The sequence below is a fragment of the Mesorhizobium sp. Arg314 genome (assembly GCF_053714275.1).
Window position 1 is genome coordinate 137,488 of the sequence record NZ_JBSKBP010000001.1, and the last position, 23,740, is coordinate 161,227.

General features: G+C 64.5%; 19 protein-coding genes. 18 read left to right on the plus strand and 1 reads right to left on the minus strand.

What is annotated here, in order from left to right; genetic code table 11:
• Positions 1–557: 557 nt before the first annotated feature.
• Complete coding sequence (gene tssH / locus ACWGS9_RS00655) at positions 558–3,389, minus strand: type VI secretion system ATPase TssH (RefSeq protein ID WP_454503412.1); 2,832 nt, start codon at positions 3,387–3,389, stop codon at positions 558–560.
• A 332-nt stretch (positions 3,390–3,721) separates the two neighbouring features.
• Here tssH and tssA point away from each other — a divergent pair, with 332 nt between their 5' ends.
• The 18 genes from tssA (at position 3,722) to ACWGS9_RS00745 (ending at position 23,690) form a co-directional block, all read left to right on the plus strand.
• Positions 3,722–4,885, plus strand: a complete 1,164-nt coding sequence (gene tssA, locus ACWGS9_RS00660) for a type VI secretion system protein TssA (RefSeq protein WP_454503413.1) — start codon at positions 3,722–3,724, stop codon at positions 4,883–4,885.
• Between the two features lie 6 nt (positions 4,886–4,891).
• A complete protein-coding gene (gene tssB, locus ACWGS9_RS00665) occupies positions 4,892–5,428 on the plus strand; it encodes a type VI secretion system contractile sheath small subunit (RefSeq protein ID WP_320216159.1) in 537 nt (178 codons plus the stop codon).
• A 3-nt stretch (positions 5,429–5,431) separates the two neighbouring features.
• A complete protein-coding gene (tssC, locus tag ACWGS9_RS00670; RefSeq protein WP_010910844.1) occupies positions 5,432–6,937 on the plus strand; it encodes a type VI secretion system contractile sheath large subunit in 1,506 nt (501 codons plus the stop codon).
• Positions 6,938–7,009: 72 nt separating this feature from the next.
• Positions 7,010–7,459, plus strand: coding sequence for an Hcp family type VI secretion system effector (locus tag ACWGS9_RS00675; protein ID WP_164772067.1), 450 nt, complete (start codon positions 7,010–7,012; stop codon positions 7,457–7,459).
• Positions 7,446–8,198 (plus strand): type VI secretion system baseplate subunit TssE, encoded by a 753-nt coding sequence (gene tssE / locus ACWGS9_RS00680; protein ID WP_320216158.1) that lies wholly within the window; start codon positions 7,446–7,448, stop codon positions 8,196–8,198. The genes ACWGS9_RS00675 and tssE overlap by 14 nt, the downstream gene beginning before the upstream one ends.
• Position 8,199: 1 nt before the next feature.
• Positions 8,200–10,074, plus strand: a complete 1,875-nt coding sequence (gene tssF / locus ACWGS9_RS00685; RefSeq protein WP_454503414.1) for a type VI secretion system baseplate subunit TssF — start codon at positions 8,200–8,202, stop codon at positions 10,072–10,074.
• A complete protein-coding gene (gene tssG, locus ACWGS9_RS00690; protein ID WP_454503415.1) occupies positions 10,038–11,105 on the plus strand; it encodes a type VI secretion system baseplate subunit TssG in 1,068 nt (355 codons plus the stop codon). Before tssF ends, tssG begins: the two co-directional genes overlap by 37 nt.
• Positions 11,102–12,559 (plus strand): type VI secretion system-associated FHA domain protein TagH, encoded by a 1,458-nt coding sequence (gene tagH, locus ACWGS9_RS00695; RefSeq protein WP_454503416.1) that lies wholly within the window; start codon positions 11,102–11,104, stop codon positions 12,557–12,559. Before tssG ends, tagH begins: the two co-directional genes overlap by 4 nt.
• 3 nt (positions 12,560–12,562) lie before the next feature.
• Positions 12,563–13,015, plus strand: coding sequence for a type VI secretion system lipoprotein TssJ (tssJ, locus tag ACWGS9_RS00700; protein ID WP_095765815.1), 453 nt, complete (start codon positions 12,563–12,565; stop codon positions 13,013–13,015).
• A 92-nt stretch (positions 13,016–13,107) separates the two neighbouring features.
• The gene (tssK, locus tag ACWGS9_RS00705) at positions 13,108–14,442 is read left to right on the plus strand and encodes a type VI secretion system baseplate subunit TssK (RefSeq protein WP_454503417.1); all 1,335 of its coding nucleotides are present in this window, start codon (positions 13,108–13,110) and stop codon (positions 14,440–14,442) included.
• A 4-nt stretch (positions 14,443–14,446) separates the two neighbouring features.
• A complete protein-coding gene (gene tssL / locus ACWGS9_RS00710) occupies positions 14,447–15,775 on the plus strand; it encodes a type VI secretion system protein TssL, long form (RefSeq protein ID WP_454503418.1) in 1,329 nt (442 codons plus the stop codon).
• A gap of 1 nt (position 15,776) precedes the next feature.
• Positions 15,777–19,313, plus strand: coding sequence for a type VI secretion system membrane subunit TssM (gene tssM, locus ACWGS9_RS00715; RefSeq protein ID WP_454503419.1), 3,537 nt, complete (start codon positions 15,777–15,779; stop codon positions 19,311–19,313).
• Positions 19,295–19,837: a type VI secretion system-associated protein TagF gene (tagF, locus tag ACWGS9_RS00720; RefSeq protein WP_454503420.1), complete on the plus strand. Its 543-nt coding sequence runs from the start codon at positions 19,295–19,297 to the stop codon at positions 19,835–19,837. Before tssM ends, tagF begins: the two co-directional genes overlap by 19 nt.
• A gap of 2 nt (positions 19,838–19,839) precedes the next feature.
• Positions 19,840–20,673 (plus strand): DUF4150 domain-containing protein, encoded by an 834-nt coding sequence (locus ACWGS9_RS00725; RefSeq protein ID WP_454503421.1) that lies wholly within the window; start codon positions 19,840–19,842, stop codon positions 20,671–20,673.
• A gap of 6 nt (positions 20,674–20,679) precedes the next feature.
• The gene (locus ACWGS9_RS00730) at positions 20,680–21,072 is read left to right on the plus strand and encodes a hypothetical protein (protein ID WP_454503422.1); all 393 of its coding nucleotides are present in this window, start codon (positions 20,680–20,682) and stop codon (positions 21,070–21,072) included.
• The gene (locus ACWGS9_RS00735; RefSeq protein ID WP_454503423.1) at positions 21,072–21,560 is read left to right on the plus strand and encodes a hypothetical protein; all 489 of its coding nucleotides are present in this window, start codon (positions 21,072–21,074) and stop codon (positions 21,558–21,560) included. Before ACWGS9_RS00730 ends, ACWGS9_RS00735 begins: the two co-directional genes overlap by 1 nt.
• A 4-nt stretch (positions 21,561–21,564) precedes the next feature.
• Positions 21,565–22,650 carry a DUF2169 family type VI secretion system accessory protein gene (locus tag ACWGS9_RS00740; RefSeq protein WP_454503424.1) on the plus strand — a complete coding sequence of 362 codons (1,086 nt, stop codon included), beginning with the start codon at positions 21,565–21,567 and terminating at the stop codon, positions 22,648–22,650.
• 65 nt (positions 22,651–22,715) lie between these two features.
• Positions 22,716–23,690 (plus strand): hypothetical protein, encoded by a 975-nt coding sequence (locus ACWGS9_RS00745; protein ID WP_454503425.1) that lies wholly within the window; start codon positions 22,716–22,718, stop codon positions 23,688–23,690.
• The last annotated feature ends 50 nt before the right edge of the window (positions 23,691–23,740 follow it).

Consider the following 23,740-nt stretch of genomic DNA (forward strand, 5'->3'; position numbering starts at 1 on the left):
CGAGCGCCGCGATTCCATGTTTGCATAGAAAGAGTTAGGCCGCTCCAAGAACGCCTGTTGCCGGTACGCGCGCTCGGCATTTTTCTGCGCGTTACGTCTGCCCTTGCGCGTATCGTCTGCGAGCGCCCGCCGGTTCGGCGAATGTTCACGAAGCGGCGTCTCGGCGGGCGAACTGAACCTATCGAGCGCAGCGTCGAAGATCTGAGCGAACGCACAGTCCACCGGAAATGGCGAAAGGCTCGGTGATGGCCGGTCTGGCGATTGTGGCACTTGTGCTGCCGGCGAGACCAAGCTGCGTTGCGCTACTCCCGGCTTCGTCGCTACGGAGGTGTTTTTGTCATATTGGAAGAAGCGTATATCTCTTCATCAGCCGGTGCCGTATTTAGCGAGTCCTCGCGCTAAGCCCCAACCGGTCAGGCCCGGTGTTGCATTTTTGGAATATGCATCCAGGAGTAGAATCCGGATGCTTCCGCGTGGATGTAGCGCGAGCAGGACCGGCTGGCGAAAGCGCCGGCTGATCCAACGCCAGGCAAGCAACGATCCCGCTTCCCTGGCGTCTATTCGAACGAGTAGGTGAAGCCATCCGCCGACGCGTCGACGATGACTTTTGTCATCTTCTTGCCCTCGAGCGAGCGATTGAGCACGCCGCGGCTGAGTTCCGGCAGAAGCGTGTTGGTGAGGATGGCGTCGATCATGCGCCCGCCGGACTCGATCTCGGTGCAGCGCGCCTTGACCAGGTCCATGACGCCGTCGCCAATCACCAACTCGGCGTCGTTAGTGGCCCTGAGCCGGCGCGCGATCTTGCCGAACTGGTGCCTGGCGATCGCCTCGATCATCGCGTCCGAGAGCGGATAGTAGGGAATGGTCACCACGCGGCCAAGGAAGGCGGCAGGAAACACTTTCAGCAGCGGCGCGCGCAAGGCGAAATCCAGATCGTCGATGCCCGTGCGCACGGTGCCGTTCTTGGTGCGGCTCATAATGACGTCCGAGCCGACATTCGAGGTGAGCAGGATCAGCGTGTTCTTGAAGTCGATCCGGCGGCCTTCGCTGTCGTCCATCATGCCCTTGTCGAAGACCTGGAAGAAGATTTCGTGCACGTCGGGATGCGCCTTCTCGACCTCGTCGAGCAGGATCACCGAATAGGGTTTCCGCCGCACCGCCTCGGTCAGGATGCCGCCTTTGCCGTAGCCGACATAGCCGGGCGGCGCGCCCTTCAGCGTCGAGACGGTGTGCGCTTCCTGGAACTCCGACATGTTGATCGAGATCAGGTTCTGCTCGCCGCCATAAAGCGTCTCGGCAAGCGCCAGCGCAGTTTCGGTCTTGCCGACGCCGGAGGGGCCGCAAAGCAGGAACACGCCAACCGGCTTTTCCGGCGCGCCAAGGCCGGCGCGGCTGGTCTGAACGCGCCTGGCGATCATCTCCATCGCATGGTCCTGACCGACGACACGTTCGGACAGCGTGTCAGCGAGCTTGAGCGCCTTCTCGGTCTGGCTGGACAGCATCCGCCCCGTCGGAATGCCGGTCCAGTCCTGTACGACCGCAGCCACGGCGTTGCGGTCGACCGACGGCAAGATGAGCGGTGTCTCGCCTTGCGCGGCGGCGAGTTCGGCCATCAGTTCGCGCAACCGCGTGAGGTCGGCGCCGGCTTCATCCACGGGTTCAGCGGAAGCTGTTTCGGCCTTTGCAGCCTTGGCCCCCTTGGCTTTCGAGGCTTTGGCTTTCTTGGCCTCGGCCGCCTTGCCCTCGGCTGGTCTTAGCTCGGCCAGCTTTTGCTCGGACGCCTTTGCTGCGCGCTCCGCGCTCCGCGTCTCCGCAGCGGCCTCTTCTGCCGCCGCCTCATCGAGCGGCACGCCCTCGCCGCGCAATCTGGCGCGCAGGTCGAGTATTTCGGCCACCAGCGCCTTTTCCCGGTCCCAGCGGGTCTGGGCGGCGGCCAAAGTGGTCTCGGTTTCCGCCAGCCCGGTGTCTACGCGGACCTGCCGATCGGCCACCTCGATGCCGATTGCCGCCTCGCGGCCGATGATGCCCCGCTCGACCTCCAAGGCCTGGCGGCGGCGTAAGATGTCCTCGACCTCGGCCGGCGTCGCATGCTGTGAGACGGCGACGCGGGCGCAGGCGGTGTCGAGCAGGCTGACCGCCTTGTCCGGCAATTGCCTGGCCGGGATGTAGCGGTGCGAAAGCGAGACCGCCGCCTCGATCGCCTCATCCAGGATCTGCACCTTGTGATGCTGCTCCAGCACGCCGGCAATGCCGCGCAGCATCAGCACCGCCACCGCTTCCGAGGGCTCGTCGATCTTGACCACTTGGAAGCGACGTGTCAGCGCCGGGTCCTTCTCGATATGTTGCTTGTACTCGGCCCAGGTCGTGGCGGCGATGGTGCGAAGCTCGCCGCGCGCCAATGCCGGTTTCAGCAGATTGGCTGCGTCGCCGGTCCCGGCCGCGCCGCCGGCGCCGATCAACGTATGCGCCTCGTCGATGAACAGGATGATCGGCACCTCGGAGGCCTGGACCTCGTCGATGACCGCCTTCAGCCGCTTCTCGAACTCCCCCTTGACGCTGGCGCCCGCCTGCATCAACCCGACATCGAGCATGCGCACGCTGACATTCTGCAAGGTCGGCGGCACGTCGCCCTGGGCGATGCGCAGGGCAAATCCTTCGACGGCCGCCGTCTTGCCGACGCCTGCCTCGCCAGTCAGGATCGGATTGTTTTGCCGGCGCCGCATCAGGATGTCGACGATCTGCCTTATTTCCGGATCGCGGCCGACAACTGGATCGATCTTGCCGTCGCGGGCGCGCTGGGTGAGGTCGGTGGCGTATTTGGCGAGCGCCGAATCCCCGCCCGGGCCACGCTTCACCTGCGCCTCGGCGACAGGAGCGACAGCCGGCGAGCCGGCTTCGAGCGAGCCTTCGTTGACATCGGCGAAGCGCGAAATGACGCCATCGGCGTCGATCTTGTCGAACTCGGCGCTGATCTTGGACACCAGGCCTTCCAGCACCGGAGTCTTCAGGCAGGCAAGCAGGATATGGGCGCTGCGCACCTCCTCGACACCGAACTCCAGCGTCGCAAGGTTCCAGCCCTCCTGGATGGCGTGGAAGATGTGGTCGGAGAATTCCTCCACCGAGGTGGCGCCGTAAGGGAGCTTGTCGATGGCACGGGTCATGTCGCCCGTCAGCCGGCTGACATCCAATCCGGCGTCGGCGACGATCATCTGCACATCCGAGCGCTCGGACAGCACCAGTTGCTGGATGAAATGGGCGAGCTCGACATAGGGATTGCCGCGCAGCTTGGCCGTGTCGGCCGCAGCCTTGAAGGCGCGCACCCCGGTGGCGTTAAGCTTGGCGACCAGTTCCTTACGCTTGAAGCTCTGCGATGACCGGCGCTGTTCCATCGAACCTGCTCCCGCAACCTGCCGACCGTACCCTGCCATATAAGCGGCTGCTTGACAAAGCAGTGCGACGGATAAGGCGTTTGAATTTATCCGGGCGGCACCGCCCGGTTACACAAGCCTTGCAAACTCGTGGCAGCAAACACTGGATTGCCGTCCGGGCTATGCGAGCCATTTCACATACCGGGTCTGACAATCGCGCAATGGGTTTCGCCGAAGAAAACGGTCGCGTTTAGCTTCCGTTAGTTTTTGCGCAGGTGCTCAATTGTCGTCGCGTGAGGCCGGTGATAACGTAACGTCACATAGGGTCTCAAGGCCGCTGGCTGGGGGTTGGTGTGACTGATCTCGCACTCTGGCTGAATCCTCTAAACGGTGAGAATCCGTCGGGAGAGGACTTGCGCAACGACCCGGCTTTTCATGAGCTGGAGCGCCTGGCCGAAGCCCAGCTCAAGGTCGTCCACGATGGCGGCAACAAGACCTCGCAGACTACCGTCCCGGTAGACTGGCCGGCCGTTCTGGAAAAGGCGGAGGAATTGCGGCTCCGCGGCCGGGACTTGCGTCTGCTGGTTCTCGTCACGCGCGCTCTCGCCAATGAAGAAGGTCTGGCCGGCCTCGCCCAGGGGCTGGCGTTGATAGCGCGGACCTTCGAGCAGTACTGGGATACGATGCACCCGTCGCTGCGGACGGGCGCGCCGCGCGAGGCCGCCTTACGCCGCATCAACGCGCTGCTCGATCTGCAGAACGGCCAGGAAGGCTTGCTGGCGAACCTCAGGCAGGTGGTCTTCTTCTCTCCGCGCGCGATCGGGCCGATCAGCGGCCGGGACCTGGAACAGGCGGCGCTCGACGAACGCGTCATGCTGCAGGAAGCAGCCTCTGGCCTGGGGACCGCCGAAAAGGCGGCGCTGACCAGCGCCCACAACCAGCTGCTGAACCGCGTGCGCACCGGATGCGCGGCGCAAATCGATCAAGCGGCGGACGCAATGACGTCGCTGCTGGCCGACGCGCGTGCCGCGATCGCAGCCCTGGACGCGGTCGACGCCGCGCTCAACGCCCGTATCGAAGGCAATGGGGCCACCGTCCCGGAATTGAAGAAGTTCCTGCAGCGTTTGCTGACGACGCTGGAACGGAATTCCGGCGCCGTGGCGAACGGCGCCGCGAAGCCTGCTCCGCAGGCAGCGGAACCAGCAATGCCCGCCCGAAACGGTCATGGAGCCGAAACGATGGCAAGTGTGGCAAGCCCTTTGGAAGCGAGCACCGGTCTGCCGGACCGGATCAACTCGCGCGACGAAGTCGTCAAATGCCTCGACCTCGTCGTCGCCTTCTACGACCGCACCGAACCGTCGAGCCCAATCCCGCATCTCGCCCGGCGCGTGCGCCGGATGGTGCATATGGATTTCGTGGAACTGATGGAAGATCTCGCCCCGTCGGGGCTGAAGGAGTTCCGGCAGCTTGCCGGTGTCCCCGATCCCAAGAAGCCGGCCCAGAAGGATGAAAGGTAGAAAAGCATGCCAGCAGAGAGCAAAGCGAAGGTCATCGAAAGAAACCGCGCGCCGCGCGTGCAGATCGCCTACGACGTTGAAACCTACGGCAGCCCGACGACGATCGAACTGCCGTTCGTCATGGCCGTAATGGCCGACCTTTCCGGCGCTTCACAGACCAGGGAAGCGTCGAAGTCGGTCCTGGACCGCAACTTCGTCGAAACCGACGCCAACCGCTTCCCGAAATTCATGGAAGCGATGGGGCCGCGCGTGAAGGCGCGGGTGAAGAACACCCTGCCGCAGGCCGAGGGCCAGGAGCGGGACGAAGAGCTCATGGTCGATCTCACCTTCTCCAAGATGGGCGACTTCGCGCCGGACAAGGTCGCCGAGCAGGTCCCGCAACTGGCCGAAATCCTGAAGATGCGCCGTCAGCTCGAGGAGCTGCTCGGCTTCATGGACGGCCGCGTCGACGCGGAAAAGCGCATCGCGCAGCTTCTGAACAACGAGCCGCTGCTGAGCAAGATCGCCAGCCAGGCGATGGATGACGGCAAGGGCGAGGAGTAAGTCATGGCCGAACAGCAAAAGACCGCAGCCGCCACCGCCGAGGCGGAAGCCATCGATCTTGGCGAATTCAGCGGACTTCTGGAAAAGGATTTCAAGGTCAAGAAGGACGACAGCGAGAAGCTGCAGCAACTGGTGCGCAACCTGGCGCTTGCCGCGCAATCGCGCTCCGAGACCACGACCATCTCGTCGAATGCGATCAAGTCGATCAAGTCGCTGATCGCCGGCATCGACAAGATGCTGACGACGCAGGTGAACGAGATCCTGCATGCGCCCGAAGTGCGCGAAATGGAAGGCACCTGGCGCGGCCTCTGGTACCTGATCAACAACACCGAGACCGATACCAAGCTGAAGATCCGGGTGATGAACATCTCCAAGGAGCAGCTGGCCGACACGCTCGAAGACTATGAAGGCCAGATGTGGGACCAGAGCCCGATCTTCAAGAAAGTCTACACGGACGAGTATTCGATGCTGGGCGGCGAGCCGATCGGCTGCATCATCGGTGCCTACGAGTTCTCCAACCATCCGCGCGACGTCGGCCTGCTGCGCAACATTTCCGGCGTCTGCGCCTCGGCGCATACGCCGTTCATCGCCGCCGCCTCGCCACGGCTGTTCCGCATGGACAGCTGGCAGGAACTGCCGAATCCGCAGGACCTGCAGATGATCGTGAACAACCCGGCCTATGCATCATGGCAGTCGCTGCGCGAAAGCGAGGACGCCCGCTACATCGGCCTCACCATGCCGCGGGTGCTGGCGCGCCTGCCCTACGGCTCCGAAACCGTTCCGGTGAAGGGGTTCACGTTCGAGGAAGAGGTGGGCGGCGACCACAACAAATATGTCTGGATGAACGCTGCCTTCCCGATGGGGGTAAACATCAACCGCAGCCACAAGCTCTACGGTTGGGGCACGCAGATCCGTGGCGTCGAAAACGGCGGCACGGTGCTCAACCTGCCGGTGCACGCCTTCCCGACCGACGACGGATCGATTGCGATGAAATGCCCGACCGAGGTCGCCATCGACGACCGGCGCGAGGCAGAATTGGCGAAGCTCGGCCTGATGCCGATCCTGCACCGCAAGAACACCGACTTGGCGGCGTTCATCGGCGCGCATTCGCTGCAGGATGACGAGACGCGCGCCGGGCGTCTGGTCGACCCCGACGCGCAGTCGAACGAACGACTGAGCGCCAACCTGCCCTACCTTTTCCCGGTCTCGCGCTTCGCACACTACCTCAAGGCGATCGCGCGCGACAAGATCGGCTCGTTCAAGGAACGCACCGACATGGAGATCTGGTTGACCGAATGGATCAACCGATACGTGCTGGCCAACCCTGCCTTTGCCGACGACAAGGCGCGCGCCAAGCGCCCGCTCGCCGCCGCCGAGGTCCAGGTCGACAGCGTCGAAGGCCGGCCCGGTTACTACAATGCCCGTTTCTATCTGCGTCCGCACTACCAGCTGGAAGGCATCAACGCCTCGCTCCGGCTGGTGTCGGAACTGCCGTCGGTGAAGGGCTGAATCGTTAAGCAAAGTCATCTTGTTTCGTAGCGGTGGAGAAAGACAATGCCAGACAGAACCGATGCGCCTTCGATGAAGATCGACGGCTTCCTGAAAGTCCCGGACATCAAGGGCCCGAGCAAACGCGACGGCCATGAAGACGAGATCGAGATCCATGGCGTCGACTACAAGATGATCGCGCCCTACGACCCGAATTCGCTGTCGCGGCGCGGCCGCGTATCGATGGGTATGATCAAATTCTTCAAGCATTACGACAAGTCGTCGCCCTATTTGAAGAAGGCGCTGTTCGAGAACAAGGCGCTCGACGAGGTGGTGTTTTCGGCCCGCCGCACAATCGACGGCGAGACCAGCGATTATCTGGTCGTGACGCTCACCGACGCTTCGATCATGGAATACGACATGCGGCAGGCTCGCGATGAGGCAGACCTGATCGAGGAAGAAGTCAGCTTCGCCTACAAGAAGATCAAGTTCGTCTACGACAAGGACGACGAGATCGAAATGGACGTCTATGTCGGCAAGTGAGGCCAAGCGGCCTGGCGCGAAAGCGCAGCTTGCCGGCAGTTCCCGGGCAAAGCGCGAGGCGGTCCAGCCCTCCCTTTGGGATCGCCTCGTCAACGACTTGCCCGGGCTGACGTCGGAGATCGACGGGCTGCGCCGGCTGCTGGAAGAAGAACTCGGCGCCGAGCGCGTCGAGGCACTTCTAGCCGGCAGCGCGCGTGCCATCGATGCCGATGCTGAACTCACGTCCGAGCAGAAAAGGCGCCTTCACCGGCTGGTCTTCCAGACCGAGCATCGCACCGAAATCGAAAGCCGGGGCGTGGTGGTGTCGGCGCGTGTGCTGCGGGAAGCCGTCCGGCGCGACATCGAGGCCCTGTTCAACACCGAGCGTTTCGAGTCCGTACCGATGCTTTCCGACGCCGAGCACGAACAGCCCCTGGACGAACTGCCGCCACTCGCCGATTTTCCGGAAGTGCGCCGCAGCGTCGTCAATTATGGCGTGCCGTCCTTTTCGGGCCGCTCGTCGCGGGATTTCGACCGCGATACCCTGGCGCGCGAGATCCGCGCGGTGCTTGCCACCTTCGAGCCGCGTCTCAAGGAAAGCGCCACGACGGTCAATGTCACGCTTGGCGACAAGAGCGTCGGCCTCAAGATCGAGATCGACGCCGTGCTGATCATGACGCCGACGCCGGAACGCATGCGGCTGCGCACCACGATCAACCTCGACAACGGCTTGGCGCGAACCGAATTCAGGGATACCTGAGATGGATCGGGTCTTCGTGGAGTATTACGAAGAGGAACTTACCCATATCCGCGCGCTGGCCGCGGAATTCGCCGACATGCATCCGGCGGTCGCCCGCAACCTTTCCCTCGACACGGTCCCCTGCCCCGACCCTTATGTCGAGCGGCTGCTCGACGGGGTGGCCTTTCTTGCCGCGCGCACGCGGCTGAAGGTCGACGCCGAGCGCTCGCGCTTTTCGCGCGCCGTGCTCGACGTGCTCTATCCGGACCTGGTGACGCCGGCGCCGGCGGTGGCGATGGCCGTGCTGAAACCCGGCCAGCAGGTGCAGTCGATGATCGCCGGCCATGCCGTCGCGCGCGGCACGCGGCTGGTCTCCAGCCTGCATCCAGGGCTCTCGACGCGCTCGACCTTCACCACCGCGCAGGAAGTCACGTTGTGGCCGATCGCGATCAATTCGGTCAGCTATTTCCAGGACCGCAGCGCGCTGGCGGCGGCCGGCATCGCGCCGGTCGGCGGCGTGCGCGGCGAAGCGGCCTTTCGCATCGCGCTCGCCCGAACCGGAAAGGGCAAGCTCAGCGAATTGTCGCTCGACCGTCTCGATCTCTATTTCGCCGGGCGCACCAAGGCGCCGCTCATCTTCGACGCCATCTTCGGCGCCTGCTCGGCCGTCGGCGCGCGCGCGGAAGGCAAGACCAATCCGCTCACGGCGCTGCTCGAGCCCGAAATGATCGGCATAAGCGACGACGAAGCGCTGATGCCGCGCACCCGCCCGACCTTCGAGGGATACCGGTTGCTGCGCGAGTATTTCATGATCCCCGAGCGCTTCCACTACGTGCGGATCGCCGGCCTGCAGCCTGTGGTGCGCAAGTGCGATGGGGGACTAGAGATCATCTTCCTGTTCCGGCGTCCGGCGCCGGAGCTCGCCGATGTGACGGTCGCCGATTTCGAGCTGTTCGCAACCCCGATCATCAATCTCTTCGAACGCGAATGCAACGTCATCGAGATCGATCCGCGCCGGACGCGCCAGGTGCTGCACGCCGACCGCACCCGTGCGCGGGATTTCGAGATTTTCCGGATTACCCGGGTGGAAGACGCCGACGCGGAAGGCAGCGAGGCGATAATTCCCGAATTGTTCAGCCTGGGTCAGAACCGCGGCAGCGGTTGGGTCTATTCGACGGAGCGGCGCCCGCGCCGGGCAACGGAAGACGAGCGGCGCGACGGCCTGACCCGCACCTCCTACACGGGCGACGATGTGTTCCTCGCCATCTCGCGTCCGGCCGGCAGCCAGCCCAACCGGCCACTGAAGCGGCTTGACGTGATGGCGCTCTGCACCAACCGCGATCTGCCGATCCTGGACGACACGCCGGCGCTGACGCTGGAGACCGCCGATCCGGTGGAAGCGGTGCGGTTTCTGGGCGCGCTACGGCCGCCGCAGCCGGCGATCCCGGCGGCGCTGCCGGCCGGCGCGGAAGGCGAATCCCGCGCCGACAATCTCGCCTGGCGGCTGGTGGCGCAACTCTCGCTCAACTTCCTGAGCCTCGCCAAGGAAGGCCGCGGCGTCGATCCGCTGCATGCATTGCTCGATCTTTATGCCGACCGCGGCGATCCGAGCCTTGCCCGCAACGTGCACTCAATTACCCGCATCGACTCGCGCCCGGTCATCGAGCGGCTCAAGATCGACGGGCCGATGTGCTTCGGGCGCGGCACCGAGGTGACGTTGCATGTCGACCAGTCGGTGCTGGCAGGCCAAAGCTCGCTGCTGCTTTCGGCTCTGCTTGCGCGGCTCTTTGCCCGCCATGCCGGGATAAACGGTTTCGTGCGTACCCGTACGCGGCTGCTGCAGAAGCAGGAGGATGTGCCATGGCCGATGACGCCCGGCAATCGCTACCTGATCTAGCGCGGCCTGCGCCGAACGAAGGCGAGGCGCTGTCGGAGAGCTTCGACTTCTTCGAGCTGCTGCGCCGCCTGGAGCAGCGACGCGGACTGTTCGGCCATTCCGGCCAGGCCGACCGCGAGCCGGCAAGGCTCGGCCAGCATGTACGCCTGAGCTTCTCGGCGAGGGACGTGGTCAAATTCCAGGATGCCAGAGACAAGGCTCCGGCACGGGTGACCGTCGCCAATCTCGGCCTGCTCGGGCCGGAAGGGCCAATGCCTCTGCATCTGACGCGCTGGGTGCTCGACCGGCTGTCGCAGCGCTGGTTCACCGGCGCCGACGCCGAGCAGACGAGCGACACGACCTTCGTCGACTTCGTCAACATCCTGCAGCATCGCATGATCGCACTCTACTACCGCGCATGGGCCGACGCCCATCCGGCGGTGCAGGTCGAACGTTCGGTCGGCGGGCGCGTTCGCGCCATGCTTGATGCGATGGCCGGTATCGGCCTTCCCGGCACACAGGATCCCGAGCTCGATGTGGTGCGGCTGCGCCAGGCTGGATCGCTGGCCAACCAGGTCGACGGTGCGGAGCGGCTGACGCTGTTCCTCGCCACGGCCTTCAAGGTGCCGGTGCAGATCAAGGAATTCGTCGCCGCCTGGATCACCATACCGACGGCGCTGCAGAGCCGCATCGGCAAGGCCTATGCGGGGCTCGGCGGCGGGGCAACGATCGGCCCGCGCGTCTTCAGCCGGCAGAGCCGGATCGAATTGCGCATCGGACCCCTGAGCCTTGACGACTTCAAGTCGTTCCTGCCCGGAGAACGGCGCCTCGCCCTGCTCAAGAAGGCGGTGCGCGACATGATCGGGGAAGCGCTCGACGTCGATCTGCGCCTCGTGCTGGCGCGCGACGCCGTGCCTCCGCCGCGCATGGGAACCATCCAGCTCGGCCGAACCTCCTGGCTTTCACGCCCCGCCGAAGAGGGGGACGCCGACGATCTCAGGTTGCACACCGTCGTCGGCTGGCGGCCGGAAATGGCGGAGGCAGCCGCATGAGTCTGCTTCTGACCTTGGAACAAGGCCCGCGCTCGCAGGTGATCAGGCAGACCCGGCTGGACGAGGGCGAGTTGGTGATCGGCCGCAGCGCCGATGCCGGCTGGCAGATCGACGATCCGGACATGTTCGTCTCACGCGCCCACTGCAAGATCAGCGGCGGCCGCGACGGCTACTTCGTCACCGACACGTCGAGCAGCGGATTGTTCATCGACGACTCCGACAGCCCTCTGGGGACCGGCAGGTCGACGCGGCTGCAAAGCGGCATGCGGCTGCGCATGGGCGACTATGTGCTCCATGTCGAGGTCCAGCCAGGCGCTGGCCACACTTCGGTCGGTCAGGCGCCGATCGCCAACCATGCCGCGCCGGCATGGTCACCGCCCCGATCGCGGACGCCACCCAGCATCGGCGGCGACGACTTCTTCTCGGCCAAGGCCGACGAAGAGCCGCAGCGGCCGCGCCCTGCCGGGCTGCCGGATCCGTTCGAGCAACCTGTGCCCGGGGCTTACGATCGAGCTTCCAGCCAGCGCAGCTCGCCGGCCTTCGACGACCCGTTCAGCCTCGATCCGGTGGCGACGCCGGCCTCGAACGAAGAGCCTGGCCGATCGGATCCGTTCGGGTTCGGCGAAATGCCATCACGCAACGATACGGCCGAGCCCGCGCCGAAACCGTCCGGCTTCGATGACGATTTCAGCTTCGGGCCAGCCGCGACGCCCTCTTCCGGCAGCGGCACCGATCCAGCTGGTCGTGTCGAGCGCCCCGCCGAAAAGCCGCAAGCCGCTCGCCCATGGGAGATATCGGTGCAGGTGGCCGATCCCCCTGCTCCGCCGCCGCGCCCCGTGCCCAAGCCGCCCAAGCCATCACGTCCGACGCAACCGGCGCCCAGCGACATGGCGCTGCGCGCCGCGTTCCTGCGCGGCATGGGCATCGAGGAAGCCGATTTTCCCGGGCGCGACGCGATCGCCGAAATGGAAAAGTTCGGGCGGGAATACAGGCTTATGCTGGATGGCCTGATGCAACTCCTGCGCAAGCGCGCCGAGGAAAAGGGAAGCGCGCGCGTCGCTCAGACGATGGTCGGCGCCTCCGAGGTCAACCCGCTCAAATTCCTGCCGACGGTCGAGGATGTCATCGTCACCATCGTCGCGGAACGCAGCCCCGGTTTCCTCTCCGGCGAGGCGGCGATCGGCGACGCGGTGAAGGACCTCGCGCAACATCACGTGCGCGCGTGGCGCGGCGTGCAGGCAGCTCTGCGGCGCATGATCGACCGCTTCGATCCTGCCGCGATCGAGGAAGAGCTCAAATCCAATTCCGCGATCGGCAACCTGCTGTCCGGCGGACGCAATGCCAAGCTGTGGGAGCTCTACCAGAAACGCCACCGGGACATCGCCCAGAGCGCGGAATCGAGCTTCCTGGGCGAGATCGGCGCCGACTTCAGGGACGCATATGAAGAGGAGTAGGACATGATCGATAGACGCGAATTCATCGTTGCCATCGGCGCGACGGGGCTGCTTGCAGCTTGCCAGAGCGGCCCGCCGAAACCATCGGTCATATCGGTCAACGTGACCGGTGGCGCCGGCATGAATCCGGGTCCGGGCGGCGGCGACCGGCCGGTGACCGTGCTGGTGATGCGGCTGGCCAGCACCGGCAAGTTCAATTCGGCCGACTATTTCGCGCTGCAGGGCGATGCCGGCTCGGCGCTCGGCGCCGACCTGATCGGCTCGGACGCGATCTCGGTCGCGCCGGGCAAGACCGCGGCAAAGACCATCACGGTCGAGCCGAACGCGACGGCGCTCGGCTTCGTCGCGCTGATCCGCGAACCCGGCGGACGCAACTGGCGCACGACAAAGTCGGTATCGCCGGGGTCGAAATTCACCATCAATGTCAGCCTCGGCAAGGGCGGCATTTCCGCTTAGAGCATGATCCCAAAAAGTGGGAACCGGTTTTTGGAAAAGATCATGCTCCTGACCCAATCGACAGCAGATGGTTCCGTGCAGAGAGTAACGGCATGAGCGATGCAAACAGGGTGCTGTGGTCGGAGGGCCTGTTTCTCAGGACCCAGCACTTCCAGCAGCAGGACCGGTTCTTCGAGGGAATGGTGCGCGGCGCCTTGCAGGCCGGCCAACTCCATACGTTCGGTTTCCAGCAACTGACGCTCGACCAGTCGCTGCTCGATGCCGGGCAAGTCTCGATCGTGTCCGCCCGGGGCATCTTCCCGGACGGCACGCCTTTCTCCATCCCGGAGCTGATGGACGCGCCAAAGCCGTTGCAGGTGACGGCCGACACCGGTGCCGGACCGGTGCTGGTCGCCCTGCCGCTCGAACCGCCCGGCGGCGTCGGGTTCGATCCGGCGCATGCGACTTCGACAGGCGCGCGCTATCACGGCAAGATCGTCTCGGTGCGCGACGCCGTCCTGAGCGGTGCCGACCCGGAAGACATCGAAATCGCCCGGCCGCAAGCGATATTGCTTGCACCCGGAAAATCGGTCGGCGGCTATACCGCTTTGCCGATCGCCGACATAAAGGGTATCCGCGCCGATGGCGGCATCTCGCTCGATGAGACGTTCCTGCCGCCGACACTGATCACCGGCGCAGTCCATTGGTACCGGCAATTGCTGCAGGAGGTCGTCACCGGCCTCGACCAGATCGCGGAAGCGCATGGCAAGATGGTGATGGGCGGGGCCGGCCGCAGCGTGGAGGACCTCCTGATGCTGCACCTTGCCAACGCCGCGCGGCCACGGCTTGCGCATATGCTGGCGCAGGATGTCTTCCATCCGGCCGAGCTCTATCTCGAACTTGCCGGCCTCGCCGGCGAGATGGCCACTTACGGCTCGAGCTCGCGGCGGCTCGGCGAACTGCCCGCCTACGACCACATGGCGCCCGGCCCCGCCTATGTGGCACTGGCCGACGCCTTGCGTTCGCTCATCCTCAGCCTGCGCTACATCGAGCCGAAATCGCGGGCATTGCCGGTCATGCGGCACGCGACCAATGTCTGGAAGGTGCGCATCGACAACCCGAAGCTCCTGGTCGCCAGCCGCATCGTCATCCGTGTCGGATCGGAACTGTCGGAAGACGCGCTGCGCAAGATCTTCGTCAATCAGGCGACGGTCGGCGCCGCCGACCAGTTCGAAGGGCTGTGGAAGTCGCGCCTGCCCGGCATTCCGCTCAAGCCGCTCCATTCGCAGCCACGCGAAATCCCTTATGACGGCGACCGGCTGTGCCTGGAGCTCGACCAGAAGAGCGAGCATTGGGCCTCGCTGCTCGACGCCCCCGGCTTCGTCATCGGCGTTTCCGGTGTGCTGCCGAGCGAGCCGCAGGTCGACTGCTATTCGGTGAACAGGTGAGGCCATGAGCCGGGATGATCCTTTCGGACTGTCGGAGGATCGCGAGCGCACACGCATCCGGCTGACTGGTGCCGCGCCCCGCCCGATGGCGCCGCTGGCGCCTGGAGCGCCGGCAAAGAGGGCGCGCGCGCATCCCAACACGCTCATCAACATCTTTGCGCCGCTGCTCGAATTTGCACCGGAGCTCGAAAGTGCGCTAGCGCCCGAGAACCCGGAGGTTATGCGCACGCGCCTGCTCGACGAGCTGGTGCGGGCCCGCGACGCCGCGGTGGCGGCGGGCTCGTCGCTGGAGCGCGCCGACCAGGCGGCCTGGGCGGTGGCGGCGCTGCTCGACGATCTCGCGCTCAACACGCCATGGGGCGGCGCGAGCGCCTGGCCGCGCCAGCCGCTTGTGGTCATGCTGCGCGGCGACGTCGATGCCGGCACCCAGTTCTTCACCCGGCTTGACGAGCTGGAGCGTCACCCGAACCGCGACCGCGAGATGCTGGAGCTGCAGTATTACTGCCTGGCGCTTGGCTTCCGCGGCAAGTATCGGGTCCCCGGCCGCGCCGGCGACCGTTCGCTCAATGCCGTGCGCGTGGCCGCGGCGCGCTTCCTGCGCAATGCGGATGCCGAGGGCGCGCCGCTGTCGCCGAACTGGAAAGGCGTGATCGCCTCCGACGAGCCACAGCGCTTCATCGTGCCGATCTGGGTGATGGCGCTTGCCGCGGTTGTCGTCGCCGCGGCTGCCTATATCGGCCTGTCGATGGGTTTGAGCAGCCAGGCGGTCGAACTCTCCGCACTGGTGCGCACCCTGCCCCCGGCCTCGCGCGGCGACGTCACCCGCGCGGCGCCCAAGCAGGATGCTCCTGAACCCGAGGCGCCGCAGCCGGTCGATTTCGCGCTGCTGCCGGAATTCAAGGCCGAAGCACCGGACAACCTCAAGGGGGCGCTCAGCGGCACCGAGAGCGTCTCGCTGGCCAAGCTGATCATCCAGTCCTCCAATCCAGAGCTGTTCCAGTCCTCGCGACCGACGCTGACCGAAGGCTACGAGCCGCTGATCGCGTCGATCGCCAAGGTGATCGGGGACAACAAGGAGCTGATCGGAAAAATCACCGTCGTCGGCCATACCGACAATGTGCGCCTGCAAAAGTCCAACCCGTTTGCCAGCAACCAGCGGCTGTCGGAAGCGCGGGCCGAAACCATAGCCAAGCTTCTGGTGCAAGCCGGCGTGCCGCAGGAGAGTATCTCTTCCGAGGGTCGCGCTGAAACCGAACCGGTGGCCGATAACTCGACGCGCGAGGGCCGCGCGCTCAACCGGCGCGTCGAGGTCCTGGTCGAGAAGAGGCTCTGAGATGTTCATCCTGCGCTTCCTCTGGGCCGTCATCACCTCGCGATTCCTTTGGACGCTGATCGGCATTGCGCTGCTTTCGCTGTTGATCTGGGTATTCGGCCCGATCGTGCAGGTCGGTCCTTACGCGCCGTTCGAATCCGACAATGTGCGCATCGCCATCATCGCGGGGCTGATCATCCTGTGGCTGATCTGGCTGATCCTCGCGCAGCGCCGCGCGATCCGCGCCAACCGCATGTTCGTCGCCGAGATCGCGGCGCCCGTGGCGGAAAAGCAGCTAACCCCCGGCGAGGAGAGCGTCGCGGCGGTCGGCGCCAAGTTCGGCGAGGTGATGGCGGAACTGAAGCGGCGCAAGCTCGGCGGCCGCAAGTTCCTGCGCGAGATGCCCTGGTACGTGATCGTCGGACCGCCGGCCACCGGCAAGACCACGGCGTTGCGCCAGTCCGGGCTCAATTTCCCGATCGACCTCACCGATGATTTGCAGGGCGTCGGCGGCACGCGCAATTGCGACTGGTTCTTCTCGGAGAACGCGGTGCTGATCGACACGGCCGGCCGCTATGTCCAGCAGGAAAGCCAGCCGGATGTCGACGCGGCGGAATGGCTGGGCTTCCTCGACCTTTTGAAGAAGCACCGGGGCCGGCGCGCGCTCAACGGCGTCATCGTCGCGCTGTCGATCGATGCGCTTTCGGAGGGAGACGAGGCGATCAAGGCGCATGGCCGCAAGATCCGCCGCCGGCTGGCGGAGCTGAACGATCGGCTGGAGATTCGCCTGCCCGTCTACCTGATGCTGACCAAGGCCGACCTGATCAAAGGGTTCGAAGCGTTCTTCGGCGGCTTGTCGACGACGGCGCGCGAGCAGGTGTGGGGAACGACTTTCCCGCTCGACGCGCGCGTCAACGCCGGCACGATCCAGACGGAACTCGCCAGGCTCGCCACCGAACTGGAGCGGCGGCTGGTGCCGCGGCTGGAGGACGAGGACAAGCTTGGCCAGCGTGCCGAGATCTTCCGCTTCCCGGCACAGTTGGCCAGCCTTTCCGAGCCGATCCAGGTGCTGATCGAGGCGATGTTCGGCGAAAGCCGCTACGAGGAGGCCGCCTGGCTGCGTGGTCTCTATTTGACCTCGGCGACGCAGGAAGGCGCGCCCATCGACCGGCTGACCGCGGCGCTGTCGTCGTCCTTCGGGCTGCCGCCGCGCCGCGCCATGCCAGCGGCGCGTGTCGAGAAACGCAGCTTCTTCCTGCGGAATCTCCTGACCGAAGTGATCTTCAAGGAAGCCGGCCTCGGTACATTCGATCCGCTGGCGCAGCGTCGCCGCGCCTGGATCTGGCGCGGGGCGGCCGCCGCCTGTGCGCTCGCTGCCCTGCTCGCCGGCGGACTGTTCACCTGGTCCTATCTCGACAACCGCAATGCGATTACCGAACAGGCTGGTCAATTCGAGGCGTTGCAGGCGCCGCTGACGGACGTAGCCGCCATGCCGGCCGCGGTCGAGCAGCCGACCATGGACGGCGCGCTGGCGGCGATGGATGCGGTGGCGACGGCGCGTACCGCACCGCCGGATGCCGTCCACAATCTCCTCGGCCCGACGGCTTCGGCGGAGTTGGTGCGCGCGCAGACCGACACCTACGACCATGCGCTGCGCAATGTGCTCGAGCCGCATATGGTCGCCCTGCTCGAAGCGACGATGTGGCGGCAGATCCGCGATCCGGATTTCATGCTCGGCGCGCTGAAGACCTACCGCATGATGACCGGCCTGTCGCAGATGGACACCGATTTCGTCCAGAACTGGTGGGTGAACAACCTGCCGCAATTCGCGCCGGCTCCGCCCTTCCCGACCGCGGACGCCGAAGAGCACCAGCTCGCCGCGATCCGCCGCATGGCGGTCGACGACAGCTACATCGCGCCGGACAAGGAGCTGGTCGCCGAGGCGCTGAAGACGGTGTGCACGATCTCGCTGCCGGAGCGCGCCTACAAGCAGCTGCTGGCAGACCCGGAAGTGGCAGCCGTCAAGGAATGGGTGCCGGCGAATTTCGCCGGGCCGAACGGCGCGAAGGTGTTCGCGCGCCGCTCCGACAAGACGCTGCGTGTCGGCGTTCCGGGCCCCTACACCTATGCCGGCTTCCATGACGCGATCCTCGACCGGGTCGAGGATGTCGCGGGCCAGGCGGCGCTCGACCGCGCGGTGTTTGCCGGCGGCTGTTCGGAAAATTCGGAGACGTCGGTCTCGGCGCTGTCGGAAGACATCCTGAAGCTCTATTACGACGACTATGTCGCGCAGTGGGATAGCTTCCTGCGCGACATGCGGCTTGCGCCGCTGACCGACCTCAACGTCGCCAGCGAGAATCTCAAGGATCTCTCGAGCGCCGACTCCGCGCTGAAGCGCCTGCTGACGGCAGTGGTGCAGGAGACCGACCTCACCCGCTCCGATGACGCGTCGGCCGACGACAAGAGCGGCGCCAAGACCGGATCGAAGCTCTTGAGCAAGCTCGGCAAGCTCGGCAAGGTGGTGACGACAGGCGCGAAGCTCCTGCCGCGCGCCGGCTCCGCCAACCAGGTCGATATGACCGGCAGCCTGGTGGCCGAGCATTTCAAGCCGCTCAAGGGCACGATCGCCCAGGTCGACGGCCAGCCGCCGGCGCTCGACGCCGCCGTCGTGGCGCTGACGGCGCTGTCCAATGTGCTGCAGACGGTAACCGCCAATCCCAATCCGCAGGATGCGATCAAGAAGCAGGGCGGGCTGGCCGAATTGACAGGCGCGGTCGCCAGGCAGGCGCAGATCCTGGCTTCGCCGATCAACGATTGGCTGGGCGGCATTGCCGGCGACACCAGCGGCCTGTCGCAGAAGGCGGTCACCAATGAGCTCAACGCCATCTGGCGGGCGGACATCCTGCCCTTCTGCCAGGCGGCGCTCAACAACCGCTATCCGTTCAGCCCCGACAGCGCGGTCGACGTCAATGTGCGCGACTTCCAACGCCTCTTCGGGCCGACCGGCCTGATCGATGCCTTCACCAACGACCATCTGATCAACTATGTCGACACCGCCAGCGAGCCCTGGAAATGGCGCGCCGATTTCGGCCTCGATCCGGCAGCGCTCGCGGCGTTCGAGCAGGCAAGGCATATCCGTAACGACCTGTTTCCCGGCGGCACCGGCCCGGTGATGAACTTCACGCTGGAGCCAAAGGACCTGTCGCCCAACGTGACGCGGGTAACGCTCAACCTCGATGGCCAGAATCTCGTCTATTACAACAACGCGACCAGGCCGCAGCCGATGACATGGCCGGGCAAGGACGGCACCGGCGTGATCTCGCTGGCCTTCCAGCCGGTCGACGGCTCGCCCGAAGTGATGCTCAACGAAACCGGCAGCTGGGCGTGGCTGAGAATGCTGCGCGGCGGCCGCTTCAATGCGACCAAGCTCACCGACGTCTACAGCCTGCGGCTCGGCACCAAGGGGATGTGGGCCGATTTCGAGCTCAAGGCGGCCAGCGTCGAGAACCCCTACACACTCGAAATGTTCAAGAAGTTCACATGTCCGCCGCAGATCTGAACACCGGCTTTTTCGGCAAGATTCCAGCGACGGGGGATTTCGTGGCCTGGAACCTGCCGCGTACCTTTATCGACCGCTGGGACCGATGGATGTCGATGGAACTGCGCGCGCGGCCAGAGGAGGGCGAGGAGGTTGACGACCGGACCTGGCGGTTCGTCATCCAGGGTGCGATTTTTGGCGAACAACCATGCGCAGGAGCCTGGCGTATGAGCCAGGACAAGGTCGGCCGCCGCTATCCGTTCGCCGTTGTAAGTGTCGGCGCGATGCCGGACACAGCGGATCCCTGGTTCGACGGCATCGCCAACATCGCCAAGTTGACAGTGAAGGAACTGTGGGACCAGCAACATATCACGGCGCGCCTGAAGGCGCTGGAGCCGCCAAAGGAATTTTCTACGATAAACCGCATCGTGTTCTGGACAGATGACTGGGAGGTGCGTGAACTCGCCTTCACCGACATTCACGACCTTGCGGACAACGCCCTGCCGACCATGCGTGCGGCGCGTGCCGTACCCCAGGAGTTCTGACCATGGGTCTTAGTGTCTATGCCGAGAAAATGGGCTTCTTCCATAAGGGCAGCAACGGCCAGGGCATTGCCCCCGGCGACGTGTGCCTCTCGCCGCCCTCCCCGCCGGCGGGTCCGGTTCCGGTACCCTACGTCAACATGTTGTCGTCGTCCGACCTGACTAAGGGCACCAAGAGCGTTAAGATCGATGGCGAGCCGACAGCAATCGAAAATGCGTCAGAAATCTCAACCAGCACCGGTAACGAGCCGGCCACCCAAGGCCTCGGCGCAGGAGTCATAACCCACAAGATCAAGGGAAAAGGCGTCTTCAAGCTTTGGTCGTTCACGGTGAAGGCGGAAGGCAAGGGCGTCGACCGCCATGGCGATACGATGGACCAGAATACCGCGAGCGACCCACCGCCCAACTGCGTCAACCCGGCTGCATTCAACAAGTTCCTGGCGACGTTGACCAAGGATCAGAAGACCACGAAGTGCGCGAAGAAATATGACCGTGTCGCACACCGTCCCGCACGTACCGACGACCAGGCGGCCAAGGTTAACGGCAAGGCCTGCTGGCAATGCAAAAAGACCAGACGGGGTCGCTATTCGAAGCTGGTTCCGACGCCTCCTTCGGGCGAAATGAAACAGGAGATGGTTCATGACCATCAACCGCCGCTCTGCGTAGCGTGGGAGATGGGCGGATGTAACATGCAAAAATCACCGGACGCATTCCTAGCTCATTTTTCGACGCCACAGTCGGTCAAGCCCCATTGTGGCAGGTGCTCAACGTCGCAAGGCTCCCCGGCAGCAAGCTACGCAAAGAACTTCGTCGACGATATCCCGGTGAGGATTGGGTGACGCGCCATGCGCAGCATAGAAGAAATCAGAGACAGCTATATCGGCGAACTGCTCGCTATCCAGCCCGAACTGGAGGATTGGTGGGATGACCTGATTGCCGATGAAGGGCAGGCCGTCTGGAAGCGCTGGCCGACAGGAATAGCGGGGCACCCGCGGGTAATGGCGATTTTCCGCAAGCATTATCTCGAGATTGTGGCCTGGAACAATGCGCAACGTCCCGAGGGTGACGAGCCAGGGGAGAAGTGGGGCATCGACAGCGGTGGCAAGAGCCAGAGTTTCGAGTGGCCCATCGAAATCCTCATCATCAACGTCCGGCATTTTGCGCCGGAGCTTCAACCAATCATCGATGGTTTGTGTTTCGTGCCGATGGCTATGAATCTCGAAGACGAGGTCGAATAATGCCACTGATCACGCGTTACAGTTCCGAACTCGGCATCAGGCGCTTGCTCGCGCAGCCTCGTGACGTAGCGTCGGCATCGGACATCCGTGCCGTTCACAATCACGACGAGGCTAGCCCGGCACACAGAACGTTGTTCGTCGAGTATGTGGCGGAGCTGAAGGAAGCCTACGACATCGCGGCCGAGTGGTGGGCCGATATCATTTCCACCGAGGAAGAACTTCAAGGCGGCCGCGAAAAGGCCCTCGAGAAGGCCTTCAATGACCGAATAGCAGGTGCCGCATCCAGCCCGAATGTGGTGTGGGTCATACGCCGCTATTGGTTGAAATGCGTCGCGGCCAACGCCACTGCCAGCGAGGGTGCAGGTGTTGCGGCCGAGATCTTCCTGCTGCAATGGCTTATCGACGCGGGCAATGAGGAGTTGGTCAAGCTGGTCGCCTGCATGCCGTATTGGCCGATCGGCCAGGACGAAAACGGCAACTGGTGCTGACCACATGTATGCGGTCTGGATCGAGAATCACACCCCGTTCGTTGCCAGCACCTTTGTGCAAGCAAACGCCGAGGGCAACGAAGTTTTCCTGGCCATTTTCTCGGCCAGCTTCGACATCCCGGAAGAAGCCACGCAATTTCAGCCGGCCGTCAACCAACTGCCTGTAAGCTTCGGCGACATATCGTTCGGCGACCCTGCCTGCTCGTCGGTCCGTTATGAAGGCGAGATCGCTTGGATCAAGCCGGGTGTCGACATCGTCTTGAACGGCCAAGCACATGCGCCGCGCGAGGGACGTGTTCATGAAATGCAGGTAGGGTTGAAGCTCGCTAGCATCCGCAAGGTGCTCAACGTGACTGGCGATCGCCTTTACGATGCGGGCGCCTATAGCCAGCCATATCCATTCGCCAGGATGCCCGTCATGTACGAACGCGCCTTTGGCGGGACCGACAACAAGGGGGGGACCGATCCACGTAATCCGCTTGGCGTCGGCTTCAATCATGCCCGCTCCGCGGACAAGGCCGTGAAGACGCATGCGCCCAATATTACCTATGCGAATGAACCTTTCCGCAGCCCATCCGATCATCCAAGGCCGGCCGGGTTCGGGGTGATCGGCCGCGGCTGGCATCCGAGGCTGCCGCTGGCGGGTACATATGACCAGGCTTGGATCGACAATCAGTGGCCGCTTCCGCCGACGGATTTCGATCCACGCTACAATCTATGCGCGCCAGCCGATCAGCAGCTGCAACAGCTGAATGGGGGCGAAGAAGTCAGCGTCATTGGGATGACGCCCGATGGTCGTTGGAACTTTCGCCTGCCGCGTGTCGTGGCGCCGATCCGTCTTCTTTACGACGACCGCACGGAGGATCGTGTCTTCCAAGTAGACACGGTTGTCATCGAGCCAGATTTGCGGCGCGTCACCCTGAAGTCGCGCTTGTCGATGGTTACCAAGCGGAACGCGCCGGCGCTGAGGGAGATCCTCTTTGGCCATGTTACACCCGCGTTTCTGCTCGCGCGGCGCAAGCGCAAGGCCTATCTCAGCCCACGCGGCGATGGCGGACTGATCGCAAGGAGGGCGACATGGCTGGGCTAAAGGCACCGATTTACGTCACGGGCGGTGGCGCGGTGACACCGGCTGGCCTCAATACGCGCCAGACAGTGGCGGCGATCCGCGCCAGTCTTTCGGCGTTCGAGCGACGCACACTCACCGATCCGTTCGGCGAAGATCAAACCGTTTCCCGCATACCTTCGCATTATTCCCTTCGCCTCACCGAAAACGCCTGGCTCACCAGCATGGCCGCGCGTGCGGTGGGCGAGGCGCTGCAAAAGGGCGGCGCAGCCGCCAGCGCCAGCGCCCTGCTGCTGGTGACCCCGGAGTCATTCCGCCAACATCCAGCCTTTTCGGAGGTGCCGGCCAGCGGATTTCTCGCGGGTCTGGAAAGCAGTCTGGGCGAAAGCTTTCATCCCTCCTCGCGGGTGGTCGACGGAGGCGCGGCGGCCTGCCTCGGATTGCTGGATCACGCGGCGCGCCTCCTCGCAACGCCGGGCGTCGAGCAGGTTCTGCTGGGCGGCGTCGACAGCCTCGTCAACGACAAGGACATCGCCCGATTGATGGCCGCCAGTCGCCTGAAGACCGAGGACAATGCGCAGGGCCTTGTGCCGGGCGAAGGTGCCGCCGTCATCTGCCTGCGCCGCGCGCCCGGTCGCGATTTGCCCGCCCAATGCGCCATTCACGGCGTCGGCGCCGCACTGGAGGAAAACTCGGTGCTGTCGGAAAACTACAGCCAAGGCAGGGCGTTGGTGGCAGCCTGCCGTGCCGCCATGGAAGGCAAGGGCCCGACGGAGTCCGACATTGCATTCATCGTCAGCAACGACAATGGTGAGCGTTATAGCGCCTGGGAGGGCTTGATAGGTCGTCCACGCTTCTACCGCTCGCGACGCGAAACCCTTCCAATGGCTTATCCCGCGATGACGATGGGCGAAATCGGCGCCGGCGCCGGCGCGCTCACATTGCTCATCGCCGCCGACAGCTTCGCTAAGTCCTATGCCCCCGGCCGTGTCGCCATGTGCGAAGCCACATCGGAAGCCGGCATGCGCGCCGCCGCGCTTGTGAGCGCAGTCGTCAATGCGTAGCGCTCTATGCTGTTTCACTAAATGGCAAGCGCTCTATCTCTTTGTTTACA